The sequence below is a fragment of the Kitasatospora sp. NPDC127116 genome, from assembly GCF_042677365.1.
Lineage (GTDB): Bacteria > Actinomycetota > Actinomycetes > Streptomycetales > Streptomycetaceae > Kitasatospora > Kitasatospora lactacystinica.
Window position 1 is genome coordinate 25,546 of sequence record NZ_JBHXTL010000064.1, and the last position, 16,581, is coordinate 42,126.

General features: G+C 74.4%; 13 protein-coding genes. 10 read left to right on the forward strand and 3 right to left on the reverse strand.

The window, feature by feature from the left end; translation table 11 throughout:
* The first annotated feature begins 322 nt into the window (after positions 1–322).
* Genes pdhA through ACFVHV_RS24400 form a run of 3 tightly spaced genes read left to right on the forward strand, consistent with a single transcriptional unit; the run spans position 323 to position 3,905 of the window.
* Entirely contained in the window at positions 323–1,477 is a 1,155-nt protein-coding gene (pdhA, locus tag ACFVHV_RS24390; protein ID WP_380353393.1) for a pyruvate dehydrogenase (acetyl-transferring) E1 component subunit alpha, read from the forward strand.
* Positions 1,477–2,451, forward strand: a complete 975-nt coding sequence (locus ACFVHV_RS24395) for an alpha-ketoacid dehydrogenase subunit beta (RefSeq protein ID WP_380353395.1) — start codon at positions 1,477–1,479, stop codon at positions 2,449–2,451. The genes pdhA and ACFVHV_RS24395 overlap by 1 nt, the downstream gene beginning before the upstream one ends.
* 14 nt (positions 2,452–2,465) lie before the next feature.
* Complete coding sequence (locus ACFVHV_RS24400; protein ID WP_380353397.1) at positions 2,466–3,905, forward strand: dihydrolipoamide acetyltransferase family protein; 1,440 nt, start codon at positions 2,466–2,468, stop codon at positions 3,903–3,905.
* 86 nt (positions 3,906–3,991) lie between these two features.
* Here ACFVHV_RS24400 and ACFVHV_RS24405 read toward each other — a convergent pair whose 3' ends face one another.
* Positions 3,992–4,924, reverse strand: a complete 933-nt coding sequence (locus ACFVHV_RS24405) for an LAETG motif-containing sortase-dependent surface protein (RefSeq protein ID WP_380353400.1) — start codon at positions 4,922–4,924, stop codon at positions 3,992–3,994.
* Positions 4,925–5,288: 364 nt separating this feature from the next.
* On the opposite strand from ACFVHV_RS24405, the gene ACFVHV_RS24410 reads away from it, so the two are divergent.
* Complete coding sequence (locus tag ACFVHV_RS24410; protein WP_359897698.1) at positions 5,289–6,521, forward strand: M64 family metallopeptidase; 1,233 nt, start codon at positions 5,289–5,291, stop codon at positions 6,519–6,521.
* Positions 6,522–6,605: 84 nt separating this feature from the next.
* On the forward strand, positions 6,606–7,985 hold the full coding sequence (locus ACFVHV_RS24415) for a nitrate/nitrite transporter (RefSeq protein WP_380353403.1): 1,380 nt from the start codon (positions 6,606–6,608) through the stop codon (positions 7,983–7,985).
* A gap of 48 nt (positions 7,986–8,033) precedes the next feature.
* Here ACFVHV_RS24415 and ACFVHV_RS24420 read toward each other — a convergent pair whose 3' ends face one another.
* Positions 8,034–8,855, reverse strand: a complete 822-nt coding sequence (locus ACFVHV_RS24420) for a maleylpyruvate isomerase family mycothiol-dependent enzyme (RefSeq protein ID WP_359897700.1) — start codon at positions 8,853–8,855, stop codon at positions 8,034–8,036.
* Positions 8,856–9,029: 174 nt separating this feature from the next.
* On the opposite strand from ACFVHV_RS24420, the gene ACFVHV_RS24425 reads away from it, so the two are divergent.
* The 3 genes from ACFVHV_RS24425 to ACFVHV_RS24435 all read left to right on the forward strand — a co-directional run bounded on the left by ACFVHV_RS24425 (position 9,030) and on the right by ACFVHV_RS24435 (position 11,768).
* Positions 9,030–9,827, forward strand: coding sequence for a carbon-nitrogen family hydrolase (locus ACFVHV_RS24425; RefSeq protein ID WP_359897701.1), 798 nt, complete (start codon positions 9,030–9,032; stop codon positions 9,825–9,827).
* Between the two features lie 146 nt (positions 9,828–9,973).
* Positions 9,974–11,005: a GntR family transcriptional regulator gene (locus tag ACFVHV_RS24430; RefSeq protein ID WP_359897702.1), complete on the forward strand. Its 1,032-nt coding sequence runs from the start codon at positions 9,974–9,976 to the stop codon at positions 11,003–11,005.
* Between the two features lie 115 nt (positions 11,006–11,120).
* Complete coding sequence (locus ACFVHV_RS24435; RefSeq protein ID WP_359897704.1) at positions 11,121–11,768, forward strand: hypothetical protein; 648 nt, start codon at positions 11,121–11,123, stop codon at positions 11,766–11,768.
* A gap of 32 nt (positions 11,769–11,800) precedes the next feature.
* On the opposite strand, the gene ACFVHV_RS24440 is transcribed toward ACFVHV_RS24435, so the two are convergent.
* The gene (locus ACFVHV_RS24440) at positions 11,801–12,586 is read right to left on the reverse strand and encodes an SLATT domain-containing protein (RefSeq protein ID WP_359897705.1); all 786 of its coding nucleotides are present in this window, start codon (positions 12,584–12,586) and stop codon (positions 11,801–11,803) included.
* A gap of 367 nt (positions 12,587–12,953) precedes the next feature.
* Between ACFVHV_RS24440 and purD the strand changes: the two genes are divergently transcribed.
* Together purD and ACFVHV_RS24450 are read left to right on the forward strand one after the other, a co-directional pair.
* Complete coding sequence (gene purD / locus ACFVHV_RS24445; RefSeq protein WP_359897706.1) at positions 12,954–14,201, forward strand: phosphoribosylamine--glycine ligase; 1,248 nt, start codon at positions 12,954–12,956, stop codon at positions 14,199–14,201.
* 663 nt (positions 14,202–14,864) lie between these two features.
* Positions 14,865–16,448 carry a hypothetical protein gene (locus ACFVHV_RS24450; RefSeq protein WP_359897707.1) on the forward strand — a complete coding sequence of 528 codons (1,584 nt, stop codon included), beginning with the start codon at positions 14,865–14,867 and terminating at the stop codon, positions 16,446–16,448.
* The last annotated feature ends 133 nt before the right edge of the window (positions 16,449–16,581 follow it).

Here is a 16,581-nt window from a genome sequence, read left to right on the forward strand (position 1 = left end):
CGCACGGGCTTCCGCCCGGATAACGTGCGCTGGTGTCCTGAAGGCGCTCGAATTGAGAGCTGCGTCACGCCGACCGTCACCCCCACCCTTCCGACGGCGAGCCGATCGCGGCACCCTCGGGGTTGTAGGCCCTGAACAAGTAGGACGTCCTAGCGCAAGCGCGTCGAGGGCGGACGCTGGGTAACGTTCTCGTGAGGGACGCCGTCGGAACAGGATCACCACCTGCCCCGCAGTGGGAGCGCACACCCACGCGCGCCCCGCGAGGCGGTGACCGGACCGGTCACCGGCGACCCCGGGCGGCCGGACAGACCGAGGAGTGAACGTGACCGTCAAAAGCACGGCGAGGGCTCGCAAGAAGGCGGCCCCCGGCGTCCCTGACACCCTCCGCGCCAAGGGCAAGGACGCCCAGCCGGAGCTCGTCCAGCTGCTCACGCCGGAAGGCGAGCGGGTCGAGCACCCTGACTACCCCCTCACCACCACTCCCGAGGAGCTGCTCGCCCTCTACCGCGACCTGGTGCTGGTGCGCCGGTTCGACGGCGAGGCCACCGCGCTCCAGCGCCAGGGCGAGCTGGGCCTGTGGGCCTCGCTGCTCGGCCAGGAGGCCGCCCAGGTCGGCTCCGGCCGCGCCATGCGCCCCGGCGACTACGCCTTCCCCACGTACCGCGAGCACGGCGTCGCCTGGTGCCGCGACGTCGACCCGCTGAACCTGCTCGGCATGTTCCGCGGCGTGAACCACGGCGGCTGGGACCCGAACGAGAAGAACTTCCACCTCTACACCATCGTGATCGGCGCGCAGGCCCTGCACGCCACCGGCTACGCGATGGGCATCACCAAGGACGGCGCCGACGACGCGGTGATCGCGTACTTCGGCGACGGCGCCTCCAGCCAGGGCGACGTCAACGAGGCCTTCACCTTCGCCTCGGTCTACAACGCGCCCGTGGTCTTCTTCTGCCAGAACAACCAGTGGGCGATCTCCGAGCCCACCACCACCCAGACCAAGATCCCGCTGTACCGCCGCGCCTCCGGCTTCGGCTTCCCCGGCGTCCGGGTCGACGGCAACGACGTGCTGGCCTGCCTGGCGGTCACCCGCTGGGCGCTCGACCACGCCCGCAGCGGCAACGGCCCGGTGCTGATCGAGGCGTTCACCTACCGGATGGGTGCCCACACCACGTCCGACGACCCCACCCGCTACCGGCACGCCGAGGAGACCGAGGCCTGGAAGGCCAAGGACCCGATCAGCCGGCTCCGCGCCCTCCTGGAGAAGGAGGGCCTGGCCGACGAGGCGTTCTTCGCCGCCGTCGACGCCGAGAGCGAGCAGCTGGGGCTGCGGGTGCGCGAGGGCGTGCGCGGCATGCCGGACCCGGACCCGACCCTGATCTTCGACCACGTGTACAGCGAGCCGCACACGCTGGTCGATGAGGAACGGGCCGAGTACGCCGAGTACGCGGCCTCCTTCGAGGCGGGGGAGAACCACTGATGGCCGGTCAGCTGAGCATCGCCAAGGCGCTGAACGGAGCGCTGCGCAAGTCGCTGGAGAACGACCCGAAGACCCTCCTGATGGGCGAGGACATCGGCAAGCTCGGCGGCGTCTTCCGGATCACCGACGGCCTCCAGAAGGACTTCGGCGAGGACCGGGTGATCGACACCCCGCTCGCCGAGTCCGGCATCATGGGCACCGCGATCGGTCTGGCGCTGCGCGGCTACCGTCCCGTCGTGGAGATCCAGTTCGACGGCTTCGTCTACCCGGCCTTCGACCAGATCGTCTCCCAGCTGGCCAAGATGCACGCCCGTGCGCTGGGCCACGTCAAGCTGCCGGTCACCGTGCGCATCCCCTACGCGGGTGGCATCGGCGCGGTCGAGCACCACAGCGAGTCGCACGAGGCCTACTTCGCGCACACCGCCGGTCTGCGCGTGGTCACCCCGGCCAGCGCGCACGACGCGCACTGGATGCTGCGGCAGTCGATCGAGTCCGACGACCCGGTCATCTTCCTGGAGCCCAAGCGCCGTTACTGGGACAAGGGCGAGGTCGGCGACGCCGCGGACCTGGGCCTGCACGACGCCCGGATCGTCCGGCCCGGCACCGACGCGACGCTGATCGCGTACGGCCCGATGGTCAAGGTCTGCCTGGAGGCCGCCGCGGCCGCCGAGGAGGACGGCCGCCGGCTGGAGGTCGTCGACCTGCGCTCGCTCTCCCCGGTGGACTTCGCCGCCCTGGAGGAGTCGGTCAAGCGCACCGGTCGGGCCGTCGTGGTGCACGAGGCACCGGTCTTCCTGGGCATGGGCGCCGAGCTGGCCGCCCGGCTGACCGAGAAGTGCTTCTACCACCTGGAGGCACCGGTCCTGCGGGTCGGCGGCTACCACGCGCCGTACCCGCCGTCCCGGGTCGAGGAGGCCTTCCTGCCCGACCTGGACCGCGTGCTCGACGCCGTCGACCGCGCGCTCGCGTACTGAACCGGGGAGCGAAGATGACCACCGAAGTTCGCTCGCTCCGCGAGTTCAAGATGCCCGACGTGGGCGAGGGCCTCACCGAGGCCGAGATCCTCAGCTGGTACGTCAAGCCCGGTGACACCGTCACCGACGGGCAGGTCGTCTGCGAGGTGGAGACCGCCAAGGCGGCCGTGGAGCTGCCCATCCCGTTCAACGGGGTGGTCGAGAAGCTGCACTTCCCCGAGGGCGCCACGGTCGACGTCGGCACCGTGATCATCTCGATCGCGGTCGCCGGGGAGGCGGGGGCCGCGGCTCCGGCCGCCCCCGCCGCGGCTCCGGCGCAGGCTCCGGCTCCGGCCGAGGAGGCCGAGCCCGAGCGGCGCGAGGTGCTGGTCGGGTACGGCCCGCGCACCGGCACCGCCCAGCGCCGGGCGCGGCGGACGACCACCACCAGGGTCGCCGCGACCACGCCGGCTCCGGCGGCCGCTCCGGCCCCGGTCGCCGCCCCGGCTCCCGCGGCGCCCGCGCCGGTCGCCGAAGTGCCCGGCGGGGAGCGCCCGTTGGCCAAGCCGCCGGTGCGCAAGCTGGCCAAGGACCTCGGCGTCGACCTGCGCGCGGTCACCCCGACCGGCCGGGACGGCGTGATCACCCGCGAGGACGTGCACGCCCACGCCGCCGCTCAGGCCGCTCCGGCGGCTCCGGCCGCCGCGGTGGCGGAGGTCGCCGGAACGGCCGTGGCCGAGCCGGCCGCGCCGCAGGTGCCGGTGCCCGCCGCGGGCGACGTCCGGGTGCCGATCAAGGGCGTCCGCAAGGCGACCGCGCAGGCGATGGTGGCCTCGGCCTTCACCGCCCCGCACGTCACCGAGTTCGTGCAGGTCGACGTGACCCGCACGATGAAGTTCGTCCGCCGGCTCAAGGAGAGCGGGGAGCTGGGCCGGGACGTCCGGGTCAGCCCGCTGCTGATCGTCGCGAAGGCGCTGCTCACCGCGATCAAGCGGCACCCCGGGATCAACGCGCAGTGGGACGAGGCGGCCCAGGAGATCGTCCTCAAGGGCCAGGTGAACCTCGGCATCGCCGCGGCCACCCCGCGCGGCCTGATCGTCCCGAACATCAAGGACGCCGGGTCCAGGACCCTCGCCGGGCTGGCCGCTTCGCTCGGCGAACTGGTCGAGACCGCCCGTCAGGGCAAGACCTCGCCGGCCGACATGCAGGGCGGGACGGTCACCATCACCAACGTCGGCGTCTTCGGCGTCGACACCGGCACCCCGATCCTCAACCCGGGCGAGGCCGCCATCCTGGCCTTCGGGGCGGTCCGGGAACTGCCGTGGGTGCACAAGGGCAAGGTGGTCCCGCGTCAGGTGACCACGCTGGCGCTCTCCTTCGACCACCGCCTGGTGGACGGGGAGCTGGGCTCCAAGGTGCTGGCCGACGTGGCCGGGCTGCTGGAGCGCCCGAAGCGCCTGATCACCTGGGGCTGACGGAACCGAAGAAAACGAAGAAACCGAAGGGGCCCTCCTCCGCACCGCCGTGCGGAGGAGGGCCCCTTCGGTGTACCGCCCGTCGACTAGCGCTGGGGACGGAGTCGACGGACGGCGACCAGGACGCCCGCTCCGAGGGCGAGGAGGAGGGCGGAGCCGAGGGCGAGGAAGGTGTTGCTGGAGGAGGAGCCGGTCTGGGCCAGCTCGGGGGTGCCCGCGGGGGCGGTGGTGGCCGGGGCCGACGCCTTCGGGGCCTGGGTGGCGGGGGTGGTGTCCCCGGTCCGGTCGACGGCGGGCTCGGCGGCCTTGGCGGGCGCGTCCTTGGTGGGCGCGGGCTTGGGCTTGGCCGGGGTGGTCGGCTTGGCAGTGGTGGTCGGCTTGGCAGTGGCGGTGCCCTGGGGGTGGGTCACCTTGACCGTCTTGAAGGCCGAGCTGCCGGCGCCCTGGGAACCGGCCATCTCCGCCGAGGCGAACAGGTTGACCGCGGTCACGCCGGCGGGGGTGGCGGCGGCCAGCGAGTAGCGGAACTTGAAGGTCGCGGAGCTGTTGGCGGCCATGCGCTGGCGCTGGGAGCCGGTGACCTCGACGGAGCGCATGCAGCCGTCCTGCAGCTGGAGGTTCTTCCAGGCGCCGGTGTAGTCCAGGTACTGGATCCTGACGTCCTTGAGGCGGGCCGCGGCGCCCGGGCCCGGGGTGACGAGGCCGAGGAAGGGCTCCATGCCGTGGGCGTCCTCGGCGCCCTTGTTGGTGACCTTGAGGGAGACCTCGTTCCAGCTGCCGTCCGCGACCACCGAGGACTTGGCCGAGGTGATGGCGGTGTCGGGGGAGAGCCCGGGCACGTTGGTCGGGGCCTCGTACGCGCCGCCGAGCCGGTGGTCGCCGCAGGCCCAGGCGGTGTCGGTGGCGAGGAACTGGACGCCGCCGGCGAGGACGACGGTGGCGGCGACGGTGGCGATGCGGCGGCGGCCGGAGAGCGCGCGGTCGTTCTTCGCAAAACGGGTGATAACGGGCATGCGCATGACGTGAGTCCCCAGGGTCGACGTGCTGATGGTGTGAATGGGTGAAGACGACCGGCTCCGCTCCTCGTGAGCGGAAGCGCCCCCCGGCTCCGCCGGTCTCGCTCTCCGTGCCTTCATCCGTATAGACGCGCATCCCCGCGGGGGGTTGCAGACGGGTTCCGAAATTTTTTCGGGCTTCTCCGGCGGGTCCCGAGGACGGCCCGAGGAATGGTTGGTATGACCTGGATGATCCGAAATGTGCGGATCGTTCGGCCAGGTCGGTGACTTTTTCGCGGCCGGATAGGGGAGTCCCGGCCGCCCGGGTACGTCTCCGCTCCATCACCCGGGCGACACCGGGCGACCGGCTCCCGGAGGACGCACCCGTATGCCGCCTGGCAACCCTGGCCGTCTCGTCCGGAGTCTGGCCGCACTCGTGCTGGTGTCCGCCGCCGCCCTCCCGGCCGCCCTGGAACTGACCGGCCCCCCGCCGTTCGGCGTGATCGGTCCGGGTGCCCCGGCCGACCGCGCGGTGCCGCCGCACACGGCCCTCCAGGCCGACCAGCGGATATCCGCGGCCGCCCCGACGGTCGACATACGCCGCACCGGGGACCCGGCCAACCGGATCACCCTGGTGCTGATCGGCGACGGCTACACGGCCGACGAGCAGGAGCTCTTCCGGCAGCAGGCCGACAAGGCCTGGCACGCGCTGATGGACATCGAGCCCTTCCGCACCTACCAGGGCTTCTTCAACATCAGGCGGGTCGAGGTGGTCTCCCCGGTCTCCGGGATCGCCGAGTCCGAGAGCCGCGGCCGCAGGACCGCCACCCCGCTCGGCATGCACTTCTGGTGCGAGGGCACCGCCCGGCTGCTCTGCGCCGACGAGTCCGCCACCGCCCGCTACGCGGGCAACGGCGCGGGGCCGCAGTACCTGATAGCGCTGGCCAACTCCACCGAGTACGGCGGCGCCGGCGGCACCGGGGTGACCACCCTGGCGGGCGGCAGCCCGGACGCCGGGCGGATCATCCAGCACGAGATCGGGCACACCGTGGGGGATCTCGGAGACGAGTACGACAGCGCCCCGGACGACGCCGACTACCCGAACCTCGCCACCCTCAACGCCGACGACATGCGCAGGAAGCAGACCAAGTGGTGGCGCTGGCTGGGCGCCGAGTCCCCGGACGGGGCCGGCGTGATCGGGGCGTACCGCAGCGCCAACGGCCTCTACCGGCCCACCCCGGACTCGGTGATGCGCACCCTGGGCAGCGCGTACAACCTCCCCTCGCGCGAGGCGATCATCGAGGAGCTGTACCGCAGGGTCCGGCCGACCGACGCCCCGGTGCCGGCTCCCGGCGAGGTGTCCGGGCGGCCCCGGCTCGACGTCCGGCCGCTGCCGCTGACCGGCCCGCGGCAGCTGAAGGTGGAATGGAAGGTGGACGGCGTCCCGGTGGCCCCGCAGTCCGCCGACGGCTCCTGGCTGGACACCGCCCGGCTGGAGCTGGCCCCGGGCCGGACGGCCACCGTGACGGCGACCGTCCGGGACACCACCGACTGGGTGCGGGACGAGGCCTTCCGGGAGCGCTCCATGACCCGCTCGGTGTCCTGGACGCTGACCGGCTGACCGGCTGACCGATTGCCGGCTGGGGCCGGTCGCGCGCCCCCGGGTCAGAGCGTCCCATCATGGGATGACTAATCTGGTCGGACTATGACCGTGGAGCCCGCTCGCCCAGCCCCGTCCCCGTCCGTCCCCGCTCCCCGGCTCATCGCCGACCCCCCGGCCGCGCCCGTACCCGCGCCCGTTTCCGCGCCGGCGTCCGTGCTCGCGTCCGCGCCGCCCGGCGGCCGGGCGGCCTGGCTCGCCTGGTCCATCGGGGTCAGTGTCTACATCCTGGCCGTCATCCACCGCACCAGCCTCGGGGTGGCCGGACTGGACGCCGCCGACCGCTTCGGCATCGGCGCCTCGGCGCTCTCCACCTTCTCGATCCTCCAGGTGCTGGTCTACGCGGCCATGCAGATCCCGGTCGGCCTGCTGGTCGACCGGTACGGGCCGCGCCGGGTGCTGCTGTCCGGCGTCGTACTGCTGAGCGCCGGTCAGCTGGCCTTCGCGTTCAGCTCCGACTTCGGCCCCGCGCTGGCCTCCCGCGCGGTGCTCGGCTGCGGCGACGCGATGACCTTCATCAGCGTGCTGCGGATCGCCGCCCGGTGGTTCCCGGCGGCCCGGAACCCGTTCGTGGCCCAGCTGACCGGCCTGGCCGGGATGGGCGGCAACCTGGTCACCACCGTGGTGCTCGCCAGGGCGCTGCACAGCGAGGGCTGGACGCCCACCTTCACCGCGATCGCGCTGCTGGGCGCGGTGGTGTTCGCGCCGGTCGCGTTCCTCCTGCGGGACGCGCCCCACCAGGAGGCCGTCGTCCGGCCCGGGGCGGCCGCGGCGCGGCCGAAGGTCGGCCGGCAGGTCCTCGCCTGCTGGCGGGAACCGGGCACCCGGCTCGGGCTCTGGATCCACTTCACCACCCAGTTCCCCGGCAACGCCTTCGGCCTGCTCTGGGGCCTGCCCTACCTGGTGCAGGCCCAGGGGATGTCCCGGGCCGGGGCCGGCGGGCTGCTGACCCTGCTGGTGCTCAGCAACATGACCTTCGGCTTCGTCTTCGGCCGGCTGCTCTCCGTCTCGGCGCGGGCCCGGATGCCGATCGTGCTGACCGTCGTCGCGACCACCGCGCTCGGCTGGGCGCTGGTGCTGGCCTGGCCCGGCGGCCACCCGCCGGTCTGGCTGCTGGTCGGGATCATCCTGGTGATGGGCAGCAACGGCCCGGCCTCGCTGGTCGGCCTGGACTACGCGCGCTCCCGCAACCCCGCGGAGCGGCTCGGCACCGCCTCGGGGATCGTCAACATGGGCGGCTTCATCGGCACGATGATCACCCTGTTCGGCATCGGCGTGCTGCTGGACGCGCTCTCCCCGGAGGGCGCCGGGTCGTACTCGGCCACCGCCTTCCGCTGGGCGTTCTGCTGGCAGTACGTCCCGCTGGCGGTGGGCACGGCGATGATCCTGCGGCTGCGCCGGAAGGTCGCGGCGCAGGCGGGCTGAGCCCGGGGCCGGACGGGCCCCGGGCGACGGACCGGGCGGCCCCGGGCCTCAGATGGTGACCGAGAAGTTGGCCAGCACCCGCTCGGCCAGCTCCCGGTCGCCCTCGACGGAGACCGGGCCGGGCCGGCCGCGGCCGCAGGCGAGCCGCAGGTAGGTCTCCCAGTCCATGGTGAGCTGGACGTCGGGGGCCAGGCTGATCGACTCGTCCACGGTGCAGTGGCCGGTGGCGTCCACCCGGACGGTGCGCAGGAACTCCACCGGGCCGGTGACGTCCAGCACCAGGGCCGTCCCGGCCGGGGCCCCGGCCTTGTTGGCGACGGCCTTGGGCAGCAGCTCCAGCAGCAGGTCCCGGGTGATCAGCGCGGCCGGGGCGTCCAGGTTGCCCGGGGTCTCCAGGGCCCGGCGCAGGTCCTGCTCGTGCACCCAGACGTCGAAGGCCCGCATCCGCAGCAGCTCGTGGTACGGGACGTCCCTGGCCAGCGGCCCGGCCGGCCAGCGCACCGGCTCCTCGGGCGTCTGCTTGGCGTTCCGCAGCGCCCGGGAGCGGCGGATGATCGTGTACTCCAGCTCGCCGGTCATCTCCAGCGCGGTGTGGCAGCGGCGCTTGTCGACCGGCAGCTCGACGTAGCGGGCGAACTCGGTGGTGACGTGACGGAGGTCACGCGGCAGCGAGTGGATCGGGCGCGGGTCGCCGAGCAGGTCGGACTCGACCGCGATCACGTGCGAGACGACGTCGCGGACGGACCAGCCGGGGCACTCGGTGGCCCGGTTCCAGGAGCCCTCGGGAAGGGGGGCGACCAGCTCCGATATGGACTCGATGGTCTGGGTCCACGCCTCGGTGTAAGCCTGCACGGTCTGGTTGTCCGTCACGGGAATCTCCGGCCCTCCGTCAGCTTCCTTGCCGCCTGCGCCCCGCCGTCACGGCCGACCGGGATGGTCCGGCTTTCCGGGCGCGCACGCTAACCGCACGTTACGCTGCCGGGAGACAGCTGGGCAGCGCTTTCGGGTGACGATCGTAGGTCTCTTGCCGTGGACGGTGGTACTGTGCGCGCTTCATTGATCCAACTCGCGGTCTCCGACGAGGAGCCGCCCGCCGAGCGGAGGGCTCGGGCGGCGGCCCTGGTACGGGCACAGCAGGGCGCCGACCTGGTGGTGCTCCCGGAGCTGTGGCCGCTCGGCGGCTTCGCCTACGACCTCTGGTCGGACGGTGCGGAGACGCTGGACGGGCCCACCTCGGACGCGATGTCGGCCGCCGCGCGGGCCGCCGGGGTCTGGCTGCACGCCGGTTCGGTCGTCGAACGCGATCCGGACGGGCCGATCTACAACACCTCGCTGCTGTTCTCCCCGGACGGCGAGCTGGTGCACACGTACCGCAAGATCCACCGCTTCGGCTTCGACAGCGGCGAGGCGGTGGTGATGGGCGCCGGGCAGGAGATCGTCACCGCGCCCACCGACTTCGCCACGCTGGGCCTGGCCACCTGCTACGACCTGCGCTTCCCGGAGCTGTTCCGGGCGCTGCTGGACGCCGGGGCGCAGCTGCTGGTGGTGCCGGCGGCCTGGCCCGCCCGGCGGCGCGAGCACTGGACGCTGCTGGCCCGGGCCCGGGCGGTGGAGGAGCAGGCCTTCGTGCTGGCCTGCAACACCGCCGGGACGCACGCCGGGGTCGAGCAGGCCGGGCACAGCATCGTGGTGGACCCGTGGGGCCGGGTGCTGGCCGAGGCGGGGGCGGGCGAGGAGGTCCTGACGGTCGAGTTCGATCCGGCCGAGGTGGCGAAGGCGCGCGCGGAGTTCCCGGTGCTGCGGGACCGCCTGCTGGGGATTCCGGCGCCGGTCCAGCGCTGAGCGGGGGTGGGCGGGGCGCCGGGGACGGCGTTCCGGAGGGTTGGTTCGTACCTGGGTCGGTCGGGTTTGAGAAGATGAGCACTCGTCGTGTTCCCCGCCGGCCCGGACGAGGGCCGGCACGGTAGGCCGCCCGAGGAGGTCGCCCCATGCCTGACAACGGCGCAGGCGACACCCCCCGCCCCGTCATCCACCGCAACAGCCTGCGCGAGCAGATCGCCGGCGCGCTGCGCGAGGAGATGATGGCCGGCCGGCTCGCGGCCGGCCGCAACTTCACCGTCAAGGAGATCGCCGAGCTGTACGGCGTCTCCGCGACCCCGGCCCGCGAGGCCCTGGTCGACCTCGGCGCGCAGGGCCTGCTGCGGGCCGAGCACCACCGCGGCTTCACCGTGCCCGAGCTGGGGTGGGACGACTTCCTGGAGATCTTCGAGTCCCGGGTGCTGATCACCGACAGCTTCCACCGCCAGTACGCCACCCGCCGGGCACTGCCCGACCTCGGCCGGCTGCCCTCGCTGCACCGGCGGGCCGACGCGGCGGTGCGGGCGGCCCGGGCCGGGAACCTGGACGTCATGGTGGGCTGCGACCGCCGGTTCTGGCAGGAGGTCGGCGCGCTGCTCGGCAACCGCCGGATCGCCGACTACCTGGACTGGCTGCGGGTGCAGTCCTGGATGTTCGCCGCGCCCTACCTGCGGGAGCTGCCCGCGCTGGGCGGGATCTGCTGGGAGCGCCACCCGGACCTGGTCGCGGCGATCGAGGCCCGCGATGCGCTCGGCGCGCACCGGATCATCTGCGAGTACAACCTGTACACCGTCCGGCTGCTGGCCGGGCTGGCCGGGCAGCCGCTGGAGTCGGTGACCGTGCTGGACCTGCTCACCGAGTTCGTCGGGGAGGAGCCGGCGCCGGTGCCGGTCGAACCGCCGCCCGCGCCGGCGGCCCCGCCGGAGCCGGGCGACGAGCCCGAGGCCGGTGCCGAGGCCGGTGCCGGGCCCGGTGCGGCCCGCACCGGGCGGACCCGCAGCGCCGAGGTGGGCCGGGAACTCGGCCGTGAGCTGGGACTGGGCCTCGGGCTGGTGCCGCAGCCGCGCACGGTGCCGTACGGCCGGTTCGGCCGACGGCTGTCCGAACCGCCCCCGGAGGGCCCTCGGGGACGGCCCGACCCGCACGCCGCGCCGGGCCGGTAGGGTGGGCGGTCATCGGACCGGGCGCCTCCTGAAAGGCCGTCCGGGTGCCGACCCGACCCCCGTCGTCGCCCCGCCCGCGCGGGCGATCCCCGCCTCCGGAGAGGAACTGCCGGCCATGGCCTGCGACCTCTGGCTCGTCCCGCTGGTGGACGCGCTGAGCCACAGCCCCGACAACCCCTTCCGGGACGACCTCGCGCTCTACAACTCGGTGCTGGCCTCGCGCGGGCTGCCCGAGGTGCCGGTCTACCGGTTCGTCCCGGGCATCAGCGGCGCGGTCGAGCCGATAGCCGCCTTCGACTACGACTCGCTGCACTTCCTGCGCCGCGCCTACCTGTTGGGCCTCACCGGCCTGGACATCACCCCGGTCGACGCGCTCGGTGGCGACTACGAGCAGTTGCTGGAGATGTTCGAGAGCAGTGCCGAACAGTCGCACCTGGTCTGGCACTTCGACCACGCCGGCGCGTACGTGCCGGTCGAGTTCGCGGTGCCGCTGGTGGACGACACGCTGCTCGCCGCCGGCGGCCCGCTCGGCTCCAGCCACGGGCTGCTGCGCGAACTCCAGGCCGTCGCACCGGCGCTGGGCATCGACCCGCTCAACCCGCCGGACCCGACCCGGCCGCTCGGCCCGACCGGCCTGGAGCAGCCGTTCGGGCCGCCGATCGACGACGTCCACCCCTTCGCCCGGGAGCGGCACGCCTGGTCGGGCCTGTACGCGGCGGCGACCAGGAGCGTCACCCAGGGCTCGATGATCGTCTTCGCCTGACCCCGGGCGGACGGGCTCTGGGCATACACGCCTTAGCGCAGCGGCCCCTCCGGCGGCCGCTGGCGCGGCATGGTCGGCCGGGTGCCCGGCGGCGGCAGCACCCGCACCTGGGCGCCCACCCCGGGCTCGCTGCGCCCGCCCCAGGCCCCGCCGGACTGGGTGGGCAGCTGGGTCATCGAGGCGCGGAACTCCAGCATCCACTCCGAGGTCTCGGAGCGGACCATGTCCGAGACGTCCTCGCAGAACCGGCGCAGCACGCCCAGGCAGCGCTCGGCGGCCTCGCCCGCGGTGCCCTCGGTCGGGCCGAGCACCTCGCGCACGCACTCCGACGCCCAGTCGAACTGGAAGGCCTCCAGGCGGCGTTGCAGGGCCTGGCCGGTGGAGACGTCCCGCATCCAGCCGGAGGTGAGGCCGAAGACCCGGTCGGTGGCCAGGCAGGCGGCGGAGAGCGCGAAGCCGACGTAGCCCCAGCCGGTGCCGTGCGCGAAGGCGCCGGCCAGGTCGACCAGCGGGGCGGTCACCCCGCCCACCGCGAAGCCGGCCGCGCCGAACCGCAGCACGCGGGCCCAGCGGCGCTTCCAGACGCGGTCCCGGCGGTACCACTCGATCGCCTCGACCGCCCGCTCCTCGGACCAGCGGTAGAGCTCCTCCAGCCGTTCGGCGGGCTCGCCCCAGTCCCCCAGCGGGAACTGGCGGGTGCTCAGATCGGCCCGCTGGCGGGTGGAGGCCCGTCGGACGACGGCGGCGGCGGGCGGGTCCTCCTCACCGATCTCCTTGCCCCAGGCACTCTCCTCGGGCTGCATTTCCGGCTGGCTCACCTGTGGGGCTCCCTGTGGCGGGCGGACTGCTGGCTCTGTCGGCGCAACGGCTGACGTGGTGTCCGCCGGTGGTTCTCCAACAGCACTTCTTACCGCCAAATGGCTGACCGTGGGGGCGCTTCTCCGCTGATCGTTACCGGTTTCGGCCAACGGAACCCGAGGTGGGCGGGTTGCGGGAGGCGGCGAGATTTCACCCGTCCGAGCGAGGGGTCGGTGACCCGACGTCGTGACCCGACCACCCACCGCCGAACCGGCCCCGTCGGGCTTGGAGGATCCTCCGACATCGTCGGCGTACGGAGCTCCTCCGCTGGAGGATCCGACGGGACCGGAGAGCGGCCGGAACAGGCCACCGACTACGCTGCCAGGCGTGAAGGTCCTCGTCATCGGCGGCGGCGCCCGCGAACACGCCCTGTGCCGCTCCCTGTCCCAAGATCCCGCAGTGACCGAACTGCACTGTGCCCCGGGCAACGCCGGGATCGCGCAGGTCGCGACGGTCCACCCGGTCGACCAGCTGGACGGCGCGCAGGTCGCCGCGCTGGCCGGCCGGCTCGGTGCCGCCCTGGTGGTGGTCGGCCCGGAGGCCCCGCTGGTGGCCGGCGTCGCGGACGCCGTGCGCGCGGCCGGCGTCCCGGTGTTCGGCCCGTCCGCCGCGGCCGCCGAACTGGAGGGCTCGAAGGCCTTCGCCAAGGATGTGATGGCCGCGGCCGGCGTCCCCACCGCCCGGTCCTACGTCTGCACCACCGCGGCCGAGGCCGCCGAGGCGCTGGACGCCTTCGGCGCCCCGTACGTGGTCAAGGACGACGGCCTGGCCGCCGGCAAGGGCGTCGTGGTCACCTCCGACCGCGAGGCCGCGCTGGCGCACGCCGCCGGCTGCGAGCGCGTGGTCATCGAGGAGTACCTGGACGGCCCCGAGGTCTCGCTGTTCGCGATCACCGACGGCACCACCGTCGTCCCGCTCCAGCCCGCCCAGGACTTCAAGCGCGCGCTGGACGGCGACGAGGGCCCGAACACCGGCGGCATGGGCGCCTACTCCCCGCTGCCGTGGGCGCCCGCCGGGCTGGTCGAGGAGGTCATGGAGACCGTCCTCCAGCCGACCGTGGACGAGCTGCGCCGCCGCGGCACCGAGTTCTCCGGCCTGCTGTACGCGGGCCTGGCGCTCACCTCGCGCGGCACCCGGGTGATCGAGTTCAACGCCCGCTTCGGCGACCCGGAGACCCAGGTCGTGCTGGCCCGGCTGCGCACCCCGCTGGCGGGCGTGCTGCTCGCCTCCGCCACCGGAAGCCTGGACCAGCTGGAGCCGCTGCGCTGGGACGAGGGCGCGGCCGTCACCGTGGTCGTCGCCTCCGAGGGCTACCCGGACGCCCCGCGCACCGGCGACCCGATCGAGGGCCTGGCCGAGGCGGAGGCGGACGGCACCGCGTTCGTGCTGCACGCCGGGACGAAGGCGGACGAGGACGGCCGGGTGCTGAGCGCCGGCGGCCGCGTCCTGTCGGTCACCGCGACCGGCACCGACCTGGCCGAGGCGCGCGACCGCGCGTACGCCGCGGTGGACCGGATCTCCCTCAAGGGCGGCCAGCACCGCACCGACATCGCGCTGAAGGCGGCCACCGCCTGAGCCCCCCGCCCGCTCTGCCCGCGGCCCCCGTGCGAACCGTTCGCGCGGGGGCCGCGGTGCGTGCCACCGCGGTGCGGGCGGGGGCCCGCAGCCGCCCGTACCAGCAGGGGCGAGCGGGATTCGAACATCCGAGCCCACCGGTCAACCCCATGGGCGCAGCGTTCCCGGCGTTTCGGGGCTGGAGCGGTTGCGGGGGCCGACGCACCGTTCGGCCGACGGATTCCAGCCCATCGGGTGACAGCACCCGCATCCGGCTGACGCAACCGGCCGCGCGGCCTTATGGTGCGCTGGATCGCGGTGCGCGGGGCCCGTGCGCCGGGGTCGCCGCCGGGTAGCGGTGCTCCCACGGGGGGATGCTGGACGGCGTCCGGCCGGTCGGTCGTCGGGGTGCTTCGCACCGGACCGGTCGCCGGCGTCCGGGCGGTGTCACCGGAACACCCGGGCGGCGTCACCGGAACAACCGGGCGGTGTCACCGGGACGAGTGGAATCCGGGGTGATCCGGAACGCCCACCCGGACCGGGGCGTCGAAAATGTCAGTAGCGCCACGCAGCATGCACTACCGGGATCGGACGCCTCCGCTTCCCGGTCGGAACTGATCGTTTCGAGTCGGCTCAGGGCCCGAAGCCGGGCGCCCGAGGGCTCCGAAGGGGGTGCCGCACCGTATGGCCGCAATCGACATCGCGCGCGCTCACGCCCAGGTGGTGCTGCGGATCCGAGGCCTCGCCCGGGCCGCCGCCGCCCTGCCCGCCGCCGTGGCGGTGGTCCTGCTCGCCGGCCGGTTCACCGGCCGGATCGGTGCGCCCGGGGCCGCCGACGCCGCGGGCTGGGACGCCGCCCGCTGGGCGGTCTGCGCGGTCGCCGCGCTGACCCTGGCGGTGGCCGGGCTGACCGCCCGGGCCCTGCACCGGACCGTCCCGCCGCGCACCCCGGCCGTCCCGCTGGAGCGCGCCGAGGCCCCCGAGCTGTACCGGCTGATCGGCGAGCTGGCGGACCGGCTGGAGGTGCCCGCGCCCTCCGCCGTGGCCCTCACCCCGGACTGCGACAGCTGGCTGGAGGACGTCCCGCCGAGCCGGCGGACGGCTCCGTCGCGGCGGGACCCGGGGGCGCCCGCCCCCGTCCTGGTGATCGGCTCGCCCTTCCTGTGGTGGATGCGGGCCGGTGAACTGCGCGCCCTGCTCGCCCCCGTGGTGGCCGGCACCGCCGCCTCCGCCGACCCGGAGATCGCCGCCGCCCGGCGCTTCCTGCGCAGCCTGGACGCCTGTCTGGACTCCGGCGCCGGCGCGGCCCCCGGTCTCGGCGGCGCCACCCTGGCCGCCCCGCCCCGGCCGCCCCGGCGCGGTCCGGCCGCGCTCGCCGACCGGATCGTCCGCAGGGTCGTGCGCCGCCTGCTCGGCGCCTGCCGGGGCCACTCCGCCGAGCTGGAGCGTTCGGTCGCGAGCTGGGCCTCCGAGCAGGCCAGGACGGTCGACTACGGACTGCGGATCGCAGCCCAGGAGCAGGTCGGCCTGGCCTACGCGGGCTGGGACCGGCTGCTCACCCGGGTCGCGCTGCCCGCCTGGCGGCTCGGCCGCCACCCGGCCCACCTCAACGCCGGCGTGGTCGCCGCGCTCACCGAGCTGTCCCGGCGCGACCGGCTGGCCGACGGCTACGGCAGCCGGCTCGGCGACCGCCCCGCCTGCGACCTGCTGGAGGAGCCCGGCACCGTCGACCGGGCGGTCTCCCGGCTCGCCGCCGACCTGTTCTTCGGCCGCCCGGCGGCCGGCGCCTGGCGCGAGCTGGAGTGGGCCGACTACCCGGCCGAGGTGGTGGACGCCGGCTGGCGGGCGGGCGCCGCCACCCTGCAGACCGCCCTGGACCGGCTCGCCCCGCAGTCCCGCCCCGGCGCCCCGACCCTCACCCGGCTGCTGGGCCGGCTCGCCGAGGGCGACGGAGAGCTGCTGGCCGCCGCGCTCGCCGCCCAGCTGGCCCGCACCACCGCCCCGGCCCCGCTGCTCGAACCCGACCGCAGCGGCCGCGACCTGCTGGTCGACCACGTCACCGCGATGGTCTGCTGCGCCGCCGTGGACACCGCCGGCGGCGCCCCCGGCCTGGACTGGCTGGACGGCCCGGTGCTGCTGCTCGGCGGGGTGCGCCGCACCGACCTGGCCGGTCCGGTCGCCCAGGCCGTCGAGCAGGGCCAGGACGGTCCGCTGCGCGCCTGGCTGGACGCCGCCGACGTCCGTCTTGAGAAACCCGTGCGCCTCTGACGTCCCGGGCGTCACAGGAGGGCGCTCGGCACCGCCGCACGCGCCCCCAAAAGGGCCGGCCGCCGGGCGTTTTCGCAGGCCGGAGGCCCCTCCCGGGAGGCGCGCGAGATTCCCCGCACCAATCGCTACCGGA